Below are 16179 nucleotides of genomic sequence, written 5' to 3' on the forward strand. Positions count from 1 at the left end.
TCCACATCCTCGTTGAAGAGATCGATATGGATGCCGTTCTCCCAGTCGAGCGGGACCTCCTCAATCTCCCCGGACTCAGGGTAGTAGGCAAGAACATCCGTCGTGTACCTTATCGGGTATGTCATTCCCCCGTTGTTCATACGCTCGATATATACTACGGATCCGTCAGGCTCCCATGCGATGGCATTTGTATCTTCGTAGCCTTCGGTCAGGTTGAAGAGTCCCGTTTCCTCCCCGGTCGACGTATCCAGAAGTACGTACCTGAAAAGGGCGCCGGACGTCCATTCCTCCGGGTTTTCCGAGGCCTTGTACAGTATGTACCTGCCGTCCGGCGACGGTGACCAGATGGTGATTACATCGTCGTTATCGGAAATAGATTCGGATTCACCTGTCAGTAGTGAATACTTTTTGAGAATCACAGGCTCCGGCATCTCGTCAAAGACGATCGTGTCGTCTTCGTATCCTGCGGTAATCGTCTCATTTGTTGACTCAGCATCCAGGTAGGCCAGTTCGTCGTTGTTTAACCACTGGAAACCGGAGAGCAAAGCTTCGGGAACGTTCTGCGGCTCAGTAACATCCATGTCATCGAACGAGACCACCTTAAGGATCGTATTCCCGCTTTCTTTTTGGGAGGCAGCATATGCTGCCTTTGTTCCGCCGGGTGATAGAGCAAACGAGAGAACGGTTTCCGAATCACCTGAGATTGAGCGTTCCACTCCAGTACCGAGATCGATCAGCATAAGCGTATTGTTCGTGAATTCCGGTGCAAGCTCGGCTCCGTCCGATTTCAGGTAGACAAGATAATTCCCGTCCGGTGAAAGCGATATCGGACCGGGAATATCCATATGGAGCAGCTGATCAATTGTAATCGTGCCGGTATCTTCTCCAGATGCGGGCAGAACCACAGTTAATGCAATAATTAACACTAAAAGAGAAAAACCAAGACATTTTCCCATGATACCAATTCTGTCATCATAATCAAATACCTTTTCTTTTTTTCCCCGATTGAAGGATTCAGTGCCCGATTTATGAGTCCCTACATTACCAAGGATCGAAATATGCCACAGAAATCCCTTAAAAGCATATGCAAAAATTTCTCTGTAATCCTGTATCCTGAATTGCAGGATACAGCCCGGCCAAAGGTGGTCTGATGGTAAAAAGAAAAGAGAATTTTTTGGCATTAACGGCAGCACTCGGTTTAATCTGTGCAATTATGGCAGCAGGGTGCACGGCAGGCATAGATCAAAAGGGAGACGGACAGGTTCAGGGAGCTGATCAGGCACCAGGAAAATCAACAGAAACTATTCAGTCGCAGATCCCGAAAGTATCCGTTTCGTGGAAGGACTTCTATCCGGACTATGACGACCGGACGAAATCGGAGATTATCGAAAAGGCAAAGGATGAGATCATGCAGGTCTTCCCGGATATCGACAGGTCATCGCTTAGTGGGAACTGGGTAGAGAGTGAAAGATACAACGATGCCGGGACAAAGCAGATCGGCTCTCCCTACATAGAGTTTGAGGATGTCACGTACGCATCCGGCGAAAGCAGGAACTACAAGATAAGAGTCGATCCCACCCGGATGAAGATAACATACTATTCACCGAATACCGCATATAACGGCCAGCCTGTAATACCCTACAATGAAGCAAAGCAAAAGGCGATAGAGTTCATAAGAAAGGCACAGGGAGGGGACTCGATCGTCGACGATCCGGATGCGATATCCTACTTTAAAAATGCATATTCAGAAGGAGAGCTGCCAATGGCATATGTCGTATATTACAAGACCTATAACGGTGTTGTTTACCAGGAAAATAGTGTTTCCGTGGATTATGACATGCGAAAGGACAAAGTAGAGAGATACTTCGACGATCTCACTGATCCCGAACTCCTCTCGGGCCTTACGATCCTTTCGCCCGAGCCCGATATCACATACGAAGAGGCCATACAGGTTCTTGAAGAGACGCTGTCAAAAAAATATAATCTGGAAGAAGAAGGGCTGGAATATATCACTCTTTCAAATTGCGACAGTTACCTGTCATGGTGGGATAACGACAATCTCGTCTATGCCGACGATCCGAAACCGTTGCCTCTTGTATGGGATATCGGCATGACCAGTACCGAAAGCAGAAAAGAGTATGAAGAGGAGAGAGTTGATCCCACCAGCGGCAGTTTTCGGATAGATGCACATACGGGAGAAGTAACCAGACTCGTATACGATGGGGATATCTTTGTCAAAACCTACGGGTATATGGGAAGCAGCAATCCGCAGTGATACGAATTATACTTTTTTTTCGCCGCGAGCAGTTAAAAGAATAGAATTTTGGAACGCCCGGATCTGGTCCGGGGGCTCTCCTCGTCCCTTTTACGGCTCTCGTGTTGATGTCGGTTCCCGTAATGTTTGGTAAGAACAGACGAAAGAGACAATCATCATTTTAATTATTGCTGTAGCTACCCCGGTGAATGCGGGATGCACGAATATGTGACAGAAAGAAATATCTGTCGCACCGGCACAGGTGAAGACATCTCACGGAAGAAGAAGGGATTTATTCATTCGATGGGATTTTGGCGTTCGATGGGATTTTGGCGTTCGATCCCTGCGAAGTGGGAGCCAACGTGAAAAAGTTCAACCTGACGGTCATTGTTGAATGAAATTTCAGCGAAACAAAAAAGAGAGTTTGAGTCAGGGATCCGGAGCCTTAGCGTCGTTCATATTTTCTATACATATAGTATACTCCAGCTCCGACCAAAAGGATCATAATTATTCCTAATAGTCCGACAAGGGAATTCTCCTTTACTGCCAGTCTTATGCTATCGGAAACCTCTTCCTGGTCGGATACCACATTAACTGTCAGTTTATACTCTGATGCCGCAATATCCGAAGGAGGCACTACATTTAATACGACAGTTGAACTTTCATCGGGTTCGATACTTGAAATTGTGGCCGGCGTCGCGGTAACCCTCCATCCGTCAGGGACAGTTGCATTGATCCTTACATTTGTCAGGGCGATCCCGTTTCCGTTGTTTGTGATCTTAACCGGAATATCCAACTGATCCCCTTTTGAGAGCTCATATAGATATTTTTCAGAGAATACCTGAAGATCCGCACTTCCTCTTATAGTCGCTTTAAGATCGGTCTCATACTCCATTCCGTCGGATGAGCTGATAACGGATTCGAACAGATATTCGCCTTTCGTAACCGAATACGGCATTATGGCTTCAAGATAGAGATCTTTTTCCTCTCCCGCATTTATGAAAACCTCGGATACTTCGCTATTTGAGTCTGTGCTCTCCCTGTATGTGGCGTACCATCCTTCAGGCATGTCTTTTGAAGATAGAGAGAATACATCGTCGCTTTTTCCGACGTTCATGAGTGTCATTTCATAAACCGGATTATCTCCAATCGACGAAGTGATTACAGGCGCCTTGACATCAATATCGAGGCCATAATTCTTTCTCTCGAGCAGTATCGTGCCGAGATCTTCGGTATAGCCGCTCTGAATGACAACATCGTCTATCTCCCGCTGCAGGTACCCGTCCTTCTCAACAACAAGCCTGTATGTCCCCTGCGGCAGCTCGGTTCTGATCTGGCCGTCCGACATCGACGAAACCACTCCGGTTGCATCTGTGTCTTTTCCTTCAAAGGCGGAGACCTGTGCACCCTTTATGCATTCGCCCTGCTCGTCTACGACCTGCATCTTTAAGACACCGTTTTCACCTTCATGAGTTTTATCGACTGTAATATAGAGCCAGATCTTTCCGTCATAGACCCTCACCCTGACAGGATAGGTATCTATCGGAGTATCGCCGGTGGTTTTAACAACTAACTGAATAGTATCAGACTCTCCTTCGGGGATCGAAAGCCGGTCGATTTCTTTGTCACCTGCATAAAAATTGAATTCCCAGTCACTTTCACCCACAAATGTCTCTGCATAAAGATTATACGAGTACTCAGGGGCTCCGATATTCTGGATCGTGAGATCGAAGGTTACTGTCTCACCGGCCTCAATAATTCTTCCGGGATATTTACAGGACAATTTGATCTTCTGGCCGTCCGAATCGTCGGCCATAACTGGACTGATTATGACAGTCACGAACAGAAGGGTTATAAAAATCAGTGCATACGCCCTTTTCGGGTAATATCTTTTTTTCATAATAAATTCCCCCCATTAATCTTTTTCGCTAAATCACAAATTTTAAACATAGAATTAATCATACATGCAAACCGGTTTTGGCTTCATTTTGAAGGAGAATCTCATAACCGGCATTAATATAATACCGGGTGGTTCTCCCGGCTCTTACGACTTCGATCAAACCGGAGTTTTCGAGCCTTTCCAGGTGCCATGTAATCGACGGGCCGGAGAGGCTAATTTCGCCTGCAATCTCTTTCCTTGTAATACCAGGACTGTTCCTGACAAGTTCGATGATCTTACTGTCATGCGGATTTTTCTTTATAAGATACAACATCTTTTCGTTATCCGAATAAGTGTCATTGTTCCTGAAATACCCGGATCTGCCGTTATTGGAATGCGGGGTAATTAATCCATAATACAAAAGCCTGTCGAGATGGTACTTGGCCATAGTCTTCGTTATTCCAAGTTCTCTTACGATTTCGGTAAAGCTGATTCCTGGTTTTTCTTCAACTATTCTATAGATCAAGTTGCGGTTTTTGTTTTCAAGAACATTTTTCCTGTTGACAAGTTTTATTCCGAAAAAGTAGGCTAATCCAGTAAATGCGGAAAACAGCAGGATTACAAAAACTTCCCCAAATATAGGAATATTATCGTAGATTAAACAGAAAATAATCATCTGCGGAGAATTTTCCCAGAAATCAATTTTTTGAGTTTCAAGCACTTCTCCCTCGGAAATATTGTGATCATAACCGGATGTCACAACATACCCTTTTTTTGTTTCAATGATATCGTCATTCCATGCAGCCGCTGGCATTGCTATGAATATGCCGAAAATAACTGTTAAAACGAATATTAAATTTACATTTTTTTTTGAGAGAGAAACCATTCTTGCCCACCCTTAATAAAAATCTAAATCATTCATATAAAAGTTTATGCTGCTATTACCTCCCAGTCATAATATTCTGTTCCAGATACCGAATATCCACGTACCCTGCCTTTCCAAGATCCACTTGAAAGGTCACCGGAGTTGGAGATCTCCAGATATATTCTTCCATCCGTAGAGCCATCAATCGAATCATGATAATACCCTAAATATGTTCCATCCGGTGTTACAACCTGAAGGCCAAGATCATTATCCGAATCGCCCCAGTCGACATCGTAGGTTATCAAAGTTTTGCCGGAACTCACATAGTTGCTGTGATAATTAATTTCGCCTTGGGTTATAGAATAAAGAGAACTCGCCAGAGCATTCATCGAAAGAACTCCTGTTTCTTCCTCAACATCATAACCAGATCTCACGATATAACCGTTTTTTTCCTCAATGATCTGGGCAGAAGCCGTCCAGGTTATCATCAAAGTACCGACTATTGCAATTAATAATAATCTGTTAATTTTTTTCATACGAATTATGAATTAATGATCGACTATAAAAATCTCTTACGCCACTATAGTCTACACATCCCTGGACATGAAATATATCTTCAACTGTCTGTTATTCAAATGCGGTAAATTATTTTTCAGACATGTAGAGGATCGTTCAACAAGACCTTTAACATATCAGCCTTAATTTTATCCGGGGCCTTTTGGGAGCACGACCAATCCTTAACAGGAGGCAGGACATTTACACTCAGCAAACTCACCTGAACATTAAACATTCTGCCATGCCTTCCAATCCCCATTGTACCATCTAAAATTCACTTGAAACCAGAACCAGATTCCAGACCACAAAACCAAAGACTGCATGCCAGTTACATTCTCAAGGATAGGATCGCACCCAATAGGGTCCATACTTTTTTTTAAGTCTATATTAAAGAATACTCAAACGGAAGATGTCTCTCTTTGCTGCCCCGCGACCAACTACTTCTTTTCAGGCATTTTCTATCGTATGTTCTGCGTGAGACTACACCGGAGATAAATCCACGTTTTTTTCATATTAATAAACGAGATTTCTCACAAACATGTAGACGATTGTTCAACAAGACGTTTAATATATCGAACTAAATTTTTCTTCGTGGGCAGTGGGGGGCACAATAATCCTTCACTGGGGACAGGGATAATCCACTGCCGGACACAGGCCACCTGTTGTCCGGGAGCACCCTGCCCCGCCTTGACAGGCCCCTGCGAAGGGACTTACACAACCCTGCAGGAAACCGCTACTGAAACAGTCGTTCCAGGCACTGTTTCATGAAAAATCCAATGGCGATTCCAGGCATCCGGGTTCTCCGAAATGAACCCATGCAAATTGTATCAATCATCCGGATTGACCAGACAGGAGCCCCTTCAAAATAAAATGCGTGTATGAACGGATGTTTCGCTCCGGTAGGCAAGTGACAAATTATTGACTCCGTAAAAAAGGCAGCGATCGTCCCTGCGCGCACGCATGACGGGAAATCACATATGATTTCCCTTTCCCAAAAAACTGAAACAAAGGTGAAAAAGAAATGAAAACATTCAATTTCAGAAAACTTGGCATCCTCCTTGTGATGATGCTTGTTGGCGGAATGGTCCTTGTAGGATCTGCGAGTGCAGTTACTAGCTCAACTTCTACAAATAATTACAGAGTTACAGCTGTAAATAATTGGATAAGCAGTCCCAATGAATTAGAGTATATTGGTACTGTAGTAGAGAAGAATGATAATTATGGAGCTATGTCACTCACGGTTCAACTTACAGGAGTAGATGTATACCAATCTCCTAAGTCATATAGTACATCTAATGCCTTCGAATTGAGTAGCGGATACCATTTTTATTCTGATTCCAATCCAACTACAACTCCATACCGCCCCACACTAACTGCCAGATTTAGTGCGAGAGGAGAATCAGGCACAGCGATCGCTATACTTTCTTGAAAGTAATAATCAAAGATTATTACTTATTTTTTATTAGAAATATTTTGACCAATTAGACTTCACAAAAATCCATAAAGGATTATTAGTAAAAAAATTCTTCAAGGTGTAAAAAATGGTTTTAAAAATCGAGCATTATTCTCTCTTATTAATAGTAGTTTTTATAATTACTATTCTTTCAGGAGGGTGTGCAAACAGTTCATATGATCCTGGTATAGAAAATCCCATCACTACAGTGCCAACCGCTGAACAAACGACTATTCCTGCAAGTTTATATGAAAACAGCACTCTTAAAGTAAAACTGCCCGGACCTATAGATCCTCCTGCTCCTCCGGTCTCTTATGATGACGAAACGAAACAAATGCTGGTTGAAAATGCTAAAAAAGAAATATTGAGAGTTTTTCCAGAAATCAAGGAATCATCATTAAACGATTATAAATGGGATGCAGGTAATTATGGCGGGTACTATGCTCCTGTAATAAAATTTGAAAATGTTGTCGATGAATCCAAAACAAAAGAAAGACTTGCAAAAGATAAATGGTTTACAGAACATATCGTAGAGATATCAGTTGATCCGGAAACAGGGCAAATATTGGATTATAAAGGACTTACCGGTTATTCAGGAACTCCCGAAGAGATCATATCATATGAGGTAGCTAAAGAACATGCAATGGATTTCTTTATAAATGCAATAGGAGAGGAACAATATAATGAAAACAAGGATAATTATTCCGTTTATGTAATGGATAATAAAATTGCATATAAAAACGATGCATTCACGACTATCAGTTTAATTATACACAATTCCCATAACGGGGTTAAATACATGGGTGACAGGGCTATAGTCGAATATGATTTGACAATCGATGCAGTTGATAACTATGTAAACTTCTTCAGGGACCCTGAATTCCATACGAAAATCACCACTTTGTCTCCTGAACCTGATATAACACTGGACGAAGCGAAGGAAATTTTTGAAGCGAAAATGAATGAAAATAACCCGGGGAAAGATCTTAAGATAGAATATCACGAAAATTACGAAGGTGCGGTCTTACCGTCGGGTTACTATTGCTCGCTTAACTGGCTGGATTCAGCGTATTATATGAATATCAGTGACGGTTATGTACGTGAGCCCCTCAAACTCGTATGGCGGTTCTATTTTAATACCGGGGATATGAGAAATAATCCATCTGAAACTGTCCGCCAGGTCTGTGTCGATGCACATACGGGAGAGATTGTGTATCTCAAATATAGAGATATTTGCATTCCTGCCAACATATAATTTTTAAGATTAGAGATCTATTTCAACCCCATTTAGTTCTACATTATAAAAAGCGTAGACGATCGTTCAATAAGATGTTTAAGGGATTCCAATTTATTCATTCATATGTAGACTGTCTAAGAATCGCGTTCATTTATCAGGGAGTAACCAAAGAAACATGAACTCTAGCAAAAATAAAAAAACAACATCCGCCACATAAATCCTATTAAGAAAGTAGAACAGACTAACAGTAAATTTGTTAAAAACTCAATTAAATCAGATTTAATCTTAAATGGGGGTAAATATGATAAAAACTGAAAACCTCACCAAGGAATACAACGGAAAAAACGCGGTCGACAACCTCAACCTCGAAGTCGGAGACGGGGAAGTCTTCGGTTTTCTCGGCCCGAACGGGGCGGGAAAGAGTACGACCATCCTGATGCTCACGGGAATGATCGAGCCCACCTCCGGTACATGCACGATAGAAGGAGTAAACGTTGCGTTAAATCCGCTCAAGGGAAAGGAGATCCTCGGTTACCTCCCTGAAGATGTCGGGTTCTACAGGAATCTCACCGGGTACGAAAATCTCGACTACCTCGGAAAATTCTACCCTATTGAAAAAAGCGAGAGGGAAGATCGGATCGAGAGACTCTTAAAAAGCGTCAGGCTCAACGGGGTAACCCAGAAAGTAGGCGAATATTCAAGGGGAATGAACCAGAGACTCGGGCTCGCCCTTGCTCTTTTGAACGACCCGAAGGTCGTGATCCTCGACGAACCGACTGCAAACCTAGACCCGGAAGGAGTACTCAGGTACAGGGAGATAATAAAAGAGCTGGAAAAAGAAGGAAAGACAGTCCTTATCTGCTCACATATCCTCTCCGAAGTCCGGGCAGTCTGCACGACACTCGGAATAATCTCGCAGGGAAAACTCGTTGCAAAAGGGTCCGTCGAAGAAGTCGAAGACGAACTCATCAGGCAGAGCGGCACAAGGCAGAAGATCGTTATCAAATCCATAAACCCGGATCTTTATGCAGAGATCGAGTCGATCAAAAATCCCGACATTCTTGAGATCGAAAAGACGAATGACCGTATCGAGATCTCGGTTGAAAGTGATATCCGGCCTGTCCTCGCAGAAAAATTAAAAGATCACTGCTCAGGAATAACAGAGATGTATCTTGACCGGCCGGTGCTTGAAGACTTATTTCTGAAGGTTTACAGGAGGGAATAGATATTGGATCTCACAAGACTAGCGATAATTTCCCAAAAGGAGTTCTCGGATCATATAACCAGTAAAAAATTAATCCTAATACTCATCATATTCTGTCTAATTCTTGCTGTAGAGACTGCAAACGGAGTTGCATCTTACAATGAAGCATTAGAAAAATATGCAAACGGCGATTCAACCGAAATATATCAACCGACTGCTGTAAGGGTATTTTTAGGAATTGTAAATGCCATAGGTGTTGATGGTCTTGGAATAGTCATAGGTTTAGCGTTTGGTTTCGACCTGGTCTCAGGCGAACGCGAGGACAGATCCCTGAAAACAATTCTATCACAGCCGTTATATCGCGATGAACTGATAAACGGCAAAGCAATTGGAGGCATTGTTGCTCTTACTCTAATCACTTTAGCAGGATTTGCAATTGTTTTTGCAGTAATGCTTATTTTGGGAATTGTTCCAAACATTAATGAGATATTCGGTATAGGGATAATATGGTTTTTGACCCTTTTACTTATAATTACTTCCTTTTCTTTATCATTAATGACCTCGGTGATTGCAAACACAAGCAGTGGATCTTTAATCTTGGCGCTGGTAATTATTTTTATTACGCTTCTTGTTATCCCCGTAGGTGGAGGAGCATTAGGTACCTATATTCTGTTTGGATCTCCTCCCGAGGAACCAACCTCAAATCTGGTTTCCTATGCTGAATATACTTCATACCAGGAAATGCAGGCAGATTACAATAAAGTAAGTGAAACAGTTCAAGATTTCTGTAATTTCTTTTCAATAAGAAGTGTGTATGAGGAAATAACCATCCCCATAACTTCACCATCTTCATATATTATAGAAAAAGTTGGCCTTGGTGAATTTTTTTCCAACCCGGATAGCGCAAAAAGCGTAGGAGAACCCACATTCTGGACCATAATAAAAGACAAATGGATAAAAGTCATTGTTTTTATTACCTGGCCCGTTCTTTTTTTTGGAATTGCTTACCTGAGGTTCATGAGGTCTGATTTAAGATGAGGAGGATGGATTATGGATTTACATAGAATAAAAACCATTGCTGCAAAAGAAGTCCGGGATCATATAACAAGTTCACGGTTTCTTGCCCTTTTGTTCCTGTTCCTGACAATTTGTGGCATATATTTGCTTAGGGAAACAGGCTGTTACCTGGAAGAAATTGGCAAATATGCTAGCAATCCAAATTATCCTCTATTTTACCTTCCATATTCTATCAATATTTTCGAAGGTATCCGGGGAGCACTTGGAGGAAGCTCAATATTTGGATCAATCATTGCAATTGCTTTGGGTTTTGATTTAATTACAAAAGAAAAAGAATCAGGATCTCTAAAGGCTATTTTATCAGTTCCTGTTTATCGGGATGAAATAATCAACGGGAAAGCCCTTGGCGGAATAATTGTAATAGCGATCGCAACAACTATTGTTTTCATCCTTGCACTTGCAATTCTCCTAATGCATTCGATAGTTCCTAGTATCTCAGAATTGGGTTATCTTTTTGTTTTTTGGATCTTCACTATCCTGTTCTTATCAGGTATCTTTACCATGTCCTTAATGATGTCTACTGTTGCAAAAAAAAGCGGAATATCCCTTATTTTTTCTTTATTGACCCTATTATTGATTACAAGCGTGATCTCCACAGTAGGAACCTTTACAGCGAATACAATTATCGGATCTGATCCTACTATCGAATACAATAATTTGGAAAATGTAGACTATGGAACATTGCATGAAGTATCCACAGAGTACTATAAAAAGAAAGAAGCAATTCTGCAATTTTCAACATATCTCACAATAAATGCAAATTATGCTAAGCTATCTTATGTCTTCCTAAAGCCTCAGAACAGCAAAGTAACAAATGCAGATAACCTGGATGATGAGCAGAGGAATGACAGAACACTGCCTCCCATAGGAGAAGTTCTTGCCCCAATGTGGGGTTATGTCCTCTTCCTGATTGCTTATCCCGTAGTCTTTTTCGGGATAGCCTATGTCAAGTTCATGAGGATGGATCTACGGTGATCCTCATATGAAAAATAAAAACACAATCCTTTCTTTTTTATTGATGATCACAGGTTTAGTTCTCATTAAATTGTCCTTCTTCTTTCACAGTCGCATCATGTAATCTATTGACTCGAAGGAATACAAAAAAAGAAAATCTTAACCAAACAATCAAACAGGATTAAACAAATTAAATCCCAAAAGCAAAACAGTAATCATTCCCAGAAAAGGAGAATCCGAAAGGGATTACCCTCGTTCTGTTCACAATCCTGCAGGCGTTGCATGATTCTGAAACAGTCGTTCCAGGCCCTATTTCATGAGAAATCCTAAGTCGGATCCGTGCAGCCTGCAAAATCATCCGGATAAACCTGCTCAAAACTGAACAAGGCTTAAAGACATTCTCGGCTTTATAACGTATAATAATTCCGATCATTACCAGTTCAGGACAGTACAGGAAAAAATAAAAAAATATCAAAAAAATTCAATTCTTTCTCTTTTCATCGATCTCTTTGTGAAGTTCTTCCATCCACCAGGCGGTCTTCACGCCGTCCTTCGGGAGTGAATCCTGCACGAAAGGCTTTATATCGATCACCGGGCTCTTATCGATCGCATCGAGACCCGAGACTTCAAGGATATTTCCCTTCCGGGCGTGGAGCTTCACTATGGTCATTAAGACAGGATTCGGCCTTGCCGGACTGCACGTGCAGAATATTCCTTTCTCAGGGTAGTCCTTTCTTCCCATCGGGTGTATCTTCTTAAGATTCCGGCCCTCATTCGTCACCTCATGACCCCAGAATAAAACGACGAGATGTGAATAATCCTCGACGCCGTCAAGAAGTTCTTCGTACTTTTCATCGACGATTATCTCTGAGATCTCGTCCCGCCTGCTCCGGATCTGCGAGACATTCTCATCATTTCCACCCTGCATCTCGAGGCCGTTCTTATCGGCAACGAGGAAAGGTTTTTCCACATTGTTCCTGACAATTCCAACCGGCCGGATAACAAATTCCCTGTACTCCGGGAGATCTCCCGGCATGTCATTCTCTATATTGGTATTCATAATTTTCAAATCCGTGTTACAGGGATTTAAGATACGATAAAAAAAGGGTTTTGATCCGTTCCGGGGGGAACGATCATGCAGCTTTCCCTGCCGGTTCGTCTTCCTTTACAATCCAGGAATACAGGAACACCGCGATGACTGCTCCAATGATCGGTCCTGCGACATAGATCCAGTACACCCCGACGACATCAGGGCCGCCAAAGATCAGGTCCGCAATCATCGGCCCGAACGAACGTGCGGGATTGATCGACGCACCTGAAATATTGCCGATCGTCGTGATGATCCCTGCGACCGTAAGCCCGATTGCAAGACCGGCGAATCCAGGCGGTGCATTTTCATCCACAGCCGCACCCATGATAATGGTCATGAGAAGGAAAGTTCCGATGATCTCCGCAAGGAGGGCCTCCCAGACGGTTATGCCGGTGAAAGGGGCGGTTGCACCCAGGCCGCCGACAGTAATCGCTTCGGGACCGACAGACAGTGCGAACAGGATACTCCCCGCAAGCGCCCCTATGAGCTGTGCGACGACATATGCGACCATATCCTTTACAGGAAAGAGGCCCTTCGCCCAGAGAGCGATCGAGACCGCCGGATTGATATGTGCGCCGGATACCCTGCCGAACATATAGATAACAGCCATCACGGTGATGCCGAATGCGAGTCCTATGGCGAGCCAGTCGCCGAGACCGCCGAGCAGGCCGATGCCGATATTGAAGACATTGGGAGTCTTCTCTCCTTCAACCAGCATCAGGGTCATCGCCGCCGCACCCGCACCGAAATAGACCAGGAGCAAGGTCCCGATCAGTTCGGCGACCGAACGCTTCAAAAGCGACACCATCCGGATCACCTGCCCTTTATCGCTTCAGAGCAGTAGGGGCACAGGATTCTCGGGAGCGTCTTAGATACCTTCTTGGAGGGGAAGGGGTAACCTCCCTCCCAGACCTCCTGCTCCTCGCGGATCGCATGCTCCATGCAGAGTCCCATTCCGCAGACGATACATATCGCTACCGCTTCGGTATCCTTCCCCTGCTCGGCGCAGATATAGCACTTCATAATACAGCCCTCTCACCTTCTCAAACCGCGTTCCTGTACTCGCAGTACTGGTGCCTGAAGTCGACGCAAGATGCCGATGCACAGTTCTTGCATGCACGAACCGGGGCCGCCGCCGTCTTCTTGTCGAGTGCGATGAGGTTCGTCATCATCGTCGCCGTAACCGGTTCGGACGTAAGGAGACACGGGTAGTCGGCGAGGCTCATCATCGCCGCGAACCTGACCGTGATCGCACAGGCGGGGTATACGTACCGCTGCGGGTTCTGGATCACGTCATGATTGTCGACAGGCGACAAGTCGATCGGCAGACCGGACACCTTCGGAGTCAGCGGTGCATCCGATCCGGCTTTCGTTTTTCTGGCATGATCCATGATGTGCCAGCCGCGGAAGATCATATCCATGAAATCGCAGTTGTGAAGCTCGGCGGCCGCACCCCTCGTCGGGTAGAGCTGGACATAGTTGTGGAACCTTCTCGTCAGGAACTCCACGACCGCAGGGCCGTTGAATCCGTCGAGTTCGAGGATGTATTCGGCCGCAGCGGCGGTAGATCCCGTCGCAAGAGCGAGGAGCTGATCGTAACCGCTGAACTTGTCGATATTCTGGCGGAGAGTATTCTCCATGACGTCGGTGCCTGCCTCGATAATTCCCATCACCATGTCGTCCTTGCACATGTTGAAGGTCGACTGCGCGATGTGGTGGGCGATATCTCCCACACAGTACGCCGGAACAGTCACGATGTTGGCATAATGAACCTCGTCGTCGATCGCCTTTTTGACGTAAGGCTCCATCTTTCGCCTGTACTCCTCCATGTACTTCGCCGGGTCGAACGAGCTCATTCCGGCGGACTCCATCAGTTTGACCTGTGCGGCCATCGGTTCGTCGTAGATGAACTGGAGCTCGTTGATCTCCTTGTCAACCGCTGCGGCAAGGGTTCCGCCGTTCTCGATATCGTGAGCGAATACGTCTCCCACACCGTAGGACGTATTCATTCCCCACGACTTCGCCGCAAGGATCGCCTCCTTGTGATCGGTCGGGATATCCGTCTTTTTCAGGATCTGGTTCACGACATTGGATGTGCTCCCTGGTATAAGTGCGAAATCCACGACACATGTCGGGCCGTAGAATCCTGCATACCTCCTGGCCGATTCGAGCCCGATCAGCGCCTCGGATTTTGCGATCTCTTCGATGAACTTATCCACGCTCTTCCGGAAGCTCTCGTCGAGATCGTAGAGAATCTCCAGGACGGCCGGTGTCTGGTAATGCTCGACGAACGGGTCGTCCTCGGGCCGGACATAGTCCGTAAGGGACGTAAGAGTGTCATAGTGGGCGTTCACCGACTGGACGTGAAGATCGATCACAGCCTCCGACTGGCCGTCTCCGGCTTTCATCTTGTTCACGGCATCAACATACGGTCTGCCGTCCTTCACTTCGAACTTCTGCCCGCGTTTCCTCTGGAGAACAGAAAGATCCGCACGTTGCGCACCCATTGCTTCATCGATAATTTTTTTATACAACTTCATCTGCTTTCACCTCTGTTTATAGTGAAGGGAAGGGAAAGATAGGATATAATACTTTTGCAACCTGAGAAGTTCCATAAATATTACAGGACATATTTCGCTTAAAATTAAATATAACAAAAAATTAAGGCGAATTTTATTTTTCCACGAAAAATTAATAAGATATATCGATTTTCATTTGATTCCGGCCGGAATACCTGAACGATAGTGCCAGAACACAACCGCCAGCAGCACGTACGCAACAGGGCATGCCCACCCGAATTCACCGAGCATCATATCCGATGCAGGAGTTGAGACGGTAAGCATCGGATAGAACTGCTGGATGAAATAGTTCCAGAAACCATGAAAGAGGATCGCCGTAATCACGCTCCCTGACTTCAGCCTCAGCCATGCAAGTATAAGGCCGGCACCCATGACGGAGGGAATGAATACGAGAACCGAATACCACAGCGGACCTGCACCGTTGTAAGTCGAGAAGAGTATCAGGGGAAAATGCCAGACTGTCCATATCGCACCGCTGATAAGCGCAAGTTCGGTAAATCCCATGAACTTTGCCATCTCGGGGACCAGGAGCCCTCTCCAGCCGATCTCCTCTCCTGCGGCAGCAAAGATATTGAGACAGAGTGAATAAGCAAAGGCCGGGATATACGCGAGACTGAGGATCGTCGATGCCATATAAGAATTGAATCCGGCAATGCCCGACACCCAAGCGGCCCCGAAGATCAGCAGGCCGACTGCTACGGGAAGCCCGAACGCGATGACCTGCCATCTGTATTCCCCGATACAGAACCCGAATCCTTTCAGGTTTCCCTGGAAATAATAACGGGTAATCAGCCCGGCAATACCCGGGCACCACATGGTGAATATGGTAGCCAGAACAAGACCCAATCGGTCTCCGGCAGAGGTGTATTTTGTAACAAAAATCCAGCCCACGACGCTCAAGGCAAACGCAAGAACCAGAAAGAATGCCACCTTTTTTCTCGCCGCCTTCTCAGGACTGTCCTTTTGATCCGGACAAAAGGTCCCGGATATACATTTCATATTCCATAATTGCCGTTTTACTGTTATATCCTT

Annotated in this window: 14 protein-coding genes and 1 pseudogene; 6 read left to right on the plus strand and 9 right to left on the minus strand. The window is 44.7% G+C overall.

The window, feature by feature from the left end:
• Window positions 1-956 (minus strand): annotated as a pseudogene (locus METPAY_RS05460) (S9 family peptidase); the annotation flags it as partial.
• Between the two features lie 194 nt (window positions 957-1150).
• On the opposite strand from METPAY_RS05460, the gene METPAY_RS05465 reads away from it, so the two are divergent.
• Window positions 1151-2275 carry a hypothetical protein gene (locus tag METPAY_RS05465; RefSeq protein ID WP_048150056.1) on the plus strand — a complete coding sequence of 375 codons (1125 nt, stop codon included), beginning with the start codon at window positions 1151-1153 and terminating at the stop codon, window positions 2273-2275.
• Between the two features lie 424 nt (window positions 2276-2699).
• Here METPAY_RS05465 and METPAY_RS05470 read toward each other — a convergent pair whose 3' ends face one another.
• The 3 genes from METPAY_RS05470 to METPAY_RS05480 all read right to left on the minus strand — a co-directional run bounded on the left by METPAY_RS05470 (window position 2700) and on the right by METPAY_RS05480 (window position 5534).
• Entirely contained in the window at window positions 2700-4154 is a 1455-nt protein-coding gene (locus METPAY_RS05470) for a COG1470 family protein (protein WP_048150059.1), read from the minus strand.
• Between the two features lie 58 nt (window positions 4155-4212).
• Window positions 4213-4947 carry a winged helix-turn-helix transcriptional regulator gene (locus tag METPAY_RS05475; protein WP_169743640.1) on the minus strand — a complete coding sequence of 245 codons (735 nt, stop codon included), beginning with the start codon at window positions 4945-4947 and terminating at the stop codon, window positions 4213-4215.
• Between the two features lie 116 nt (window positions 4948-5063).
• The gene (locus METPAY_RS05480) at window positions 5064-5534 is read right to left on the minus strand and encodes a hypothetical protein (RefSeq protein ID WP_048150063.1); all 471 of its coding nucleotides are present in this window, start codon (window positions 5532-5534) and stop codon (window positions 5064-5066) included.
• Window positions 5535-6574: 1040 nt separating this feature from the next.
• Here METPAY_RS05480 and METPAY_RS14850 point away from each other — a divergent pair.
• The 5 genes from METPAY_RS14850 (at window position 6575) to METPAY_RS05500 (ending at window position 11499) form a co-directional block, all read left to right on the plus strand.
• Complete coding sequence (locus METPAY_RS14850) at window positions 6575-6982, plus strand: hypothetical protein (RefSeq protein WP_157199009.1); 408 nt, start codon at window positions 6575-6577, stop codon at window positions 6980-6982.
• Between the two features lie 112 nt (window positions 6983-7094).
• The gene (locus METPAY_RS05485; RefSeq protein ID WP_157199010.1) at window positions 7095-8261 is read left to right on the plus strand and encodes a PepSY domain-containing protein; all 1167 of its coding nucleotides are present in this window, start codon (window positions 7095-7097) and stop codon (window positions 8259-8261) included.
• 283 nt (window positions 8262-8544) lie between these two features.
• Window positions 8545-9468 carry an ABC transporter ATP-binding protein gene (locus METPAY_RS05490; protein WP_048150295.1) on the plus strand — a complete coding sequence of 308 codons (924 nt, stop codon included), beginning with the start codon at window positions 8545-8547 and terminating at the stop codon, window positions 9466-9468.
• A 3-nt stretch (window positions 9469-9471) separates the two neighbouring features.
• Window positions 9472-10485, plus strand: coding sequence for an ABC transporter permease (locus tag METPAY_RS05495; RefSeq protein ID WP_048150067.1), 1014 nt, complete (start codon window positions 9472-9474; stop codon window positions 10483-10485).
• 12 nt (window positions 10486-10497) lie between these two features.
• A complete protein-coding gene (locus METPAY_RS05500) occupies window positions 10498-11499 on the plus strand; it encodes an ABC transporter permease (protein ID WP_048150068.1) in 1002 nt (333 codons plus the stop codon).
• A 460-nt stretch (window positions 11500-11959) separates the two neighbouring features.
• On the opposite strand, the gene tsaA is transcribed toward METPAY_RS05500, so the two are convergent.
• The 5 genes from tsaA to METPAY_RS05525 all read right to left on the minus strand — a co-directional run bounded on the left by tsaA (window position 11960) and on the right by METPAY_RS05525 (window position 16146).
• Window positions 11960-12538 (minus strand): tRNA (N6-threonylcarbamoyladenosine(37)-N6)-methyltransferase TrmO, encoded by a 579-nt coding sequence (gene tsaA, locus METPAY_RS05505; protein ID WP_048150069.1) that lies wholly within the window; start codon window positions 12536-12538, stop codon window positions 11960-11962.
• 73 nt (window positions 12539-12611) lie between these two features.
• Entirely contained in the window at window positions 12612-13376 is a 765-nt protein-coding gene (locus tag METPAY_RS05510; RefSeq protein ID WP_048150072.1) for an MIP/aquaporin family protein, read from the minus strand.
• Window positions 13377-13381: 5 nt separating this feature from the next.
• Complete coding sequence (locus METPAY_RS05515; RefSeq protein ID WP_048150074.1) at window positions 13382-13591, minus strand: DUF2180 family protein; 210 nt, start codon at window positions 13589-13591, stop codon at window positions 13382-13384.
• A 20-nt stretch (window positions 13592-13611) separates the two neighbouring features.
• Window positions 13612-15108, minus strand: coding sequence for a DUF2193 domain-containing protein (locus tag METPAY_RS05520; protein ID WP_048150076.1), 1497 nt, complete (start codon window positions 15106-15108; stop codon window positions 13612-13614).
• A gap of 171 nt (window positions 15109-15279) precedes the next feature.
• Window positions 15280-16146, minus strand: coding sequence for a CPBP family intramembrane glutamic endopeptidase (locus tag METPAY_RS05525; RefSeq protein ID WP_048150078.1), 867 nt, complete (start codon window positions 16144-16146; stop codon window positions 15280-15282).
• Window positions 16147-16179: the final 33 nt, after the last annotated feature.

Source organism: Methanolacinia paynteri (genome assembly GCF_000784355.1).
Classification (GTDB): Archaea; Halobacteriota; Methanomicrobia; order Methanomicrobiales; family Methanomicrobiaceae; genus Methanolacinia; species Methanolacinia paynteri.

Excerpts from the sequence above, each read along its gene's own strand:
- METPAY_RS05465 (WP_048150056.1), top strand. The coding sequence starts at position 1,151 with ATGGTAAAAAGAAAAGAGAATTTTTTGGCATTAACGGCAGCACTCGGT.
- METPAY_RS05470 (WP_048150059.1), bottom strand. The coding sequence starts at position 4,154 with ATGAAAAAAAGATATTACCCGAAAAGGGCGTATGCACTGATTTTTATA.
- METPAY_RS05475 (WP_169743640.1), bottom strand. The coding sequence starts at position 4,947 with ATGCCAGCGGCTGCATGGAATGACGATATCATTGAAACAAAAAAAGGG.
- METPAY_RS05480 (WP_048150063.1), bottom strand. The coding sequence starts at position 5,534 with ATGAAAAAAATTAACAGATTATTATTAATTGCAATAGTCGGTACTTTG.
- METPAY_RS14850 (WP_157199009.1), top strand. The coding sequence starts at position 6,575 with ATGAAAACATTCAATTTCAGAAAACTTGGCATCCTCCTTGTGATGATG.
- METPAY_RS05485 (WP_157199010.1), top strand. The coding sequence starts at position 7,095 with ATGGTTTTAAAAATCGAGCATTATTCTCTCTTATTAATAGTAGTTTTT.
- METPAY_RS05490 (WP_048150295.1), top strand. The coding sequence starts at position 8,545 with ATGATAAAAACTGAAAACCTCACCAAGGAATACAACGGAAAAAACGCG.
- METPAY_RS05500 (WP_048150068.1), top strand. The coding sequence starts at position 10,498 with ATGGATTTACATAGAATAAAAACCATTGCTGCAAAAGAAGTCCGGGAT.
- tsaA (WP_048150069.1), bottom strand. The coding sequence starts at position 12,538 with ATGAATACCAATATAGAGAATGACATGCCGGGAGATCTCCCGGAGTAC.
- METPAY_RS05510 (WP_048150072.1), bottom strand. The coding sequence starts at position 13,376 with ATGGTGTCGCTTTTGAAGCGTTCGGTCGCCGAACTGATCGGGACCTTG.
- METPAY_RS05515 (WP_048150074.1), bottom strand. The coding sequence starts at position 13,591 with ATGAAGTGCTATATCTGCGCCGAGCAGGGGAAGGATACCGAAGCGGTA.
- METPAY_RS05520 (WP_048150076.1), bottom strand. The coding sequence starts at position 15,108 with ATGAAGTTGTATAAAAAAATTATCGATGAAGCAATGGGTGCGCAACGT.
- METPAY_RS05525 (WP_048150078.1), bottom strand. The coding sequence starts at position 16,146 with ATGAAATGTATATCCGGGACCTTTTGTCCGGATCAAAAGGACAGTCCT.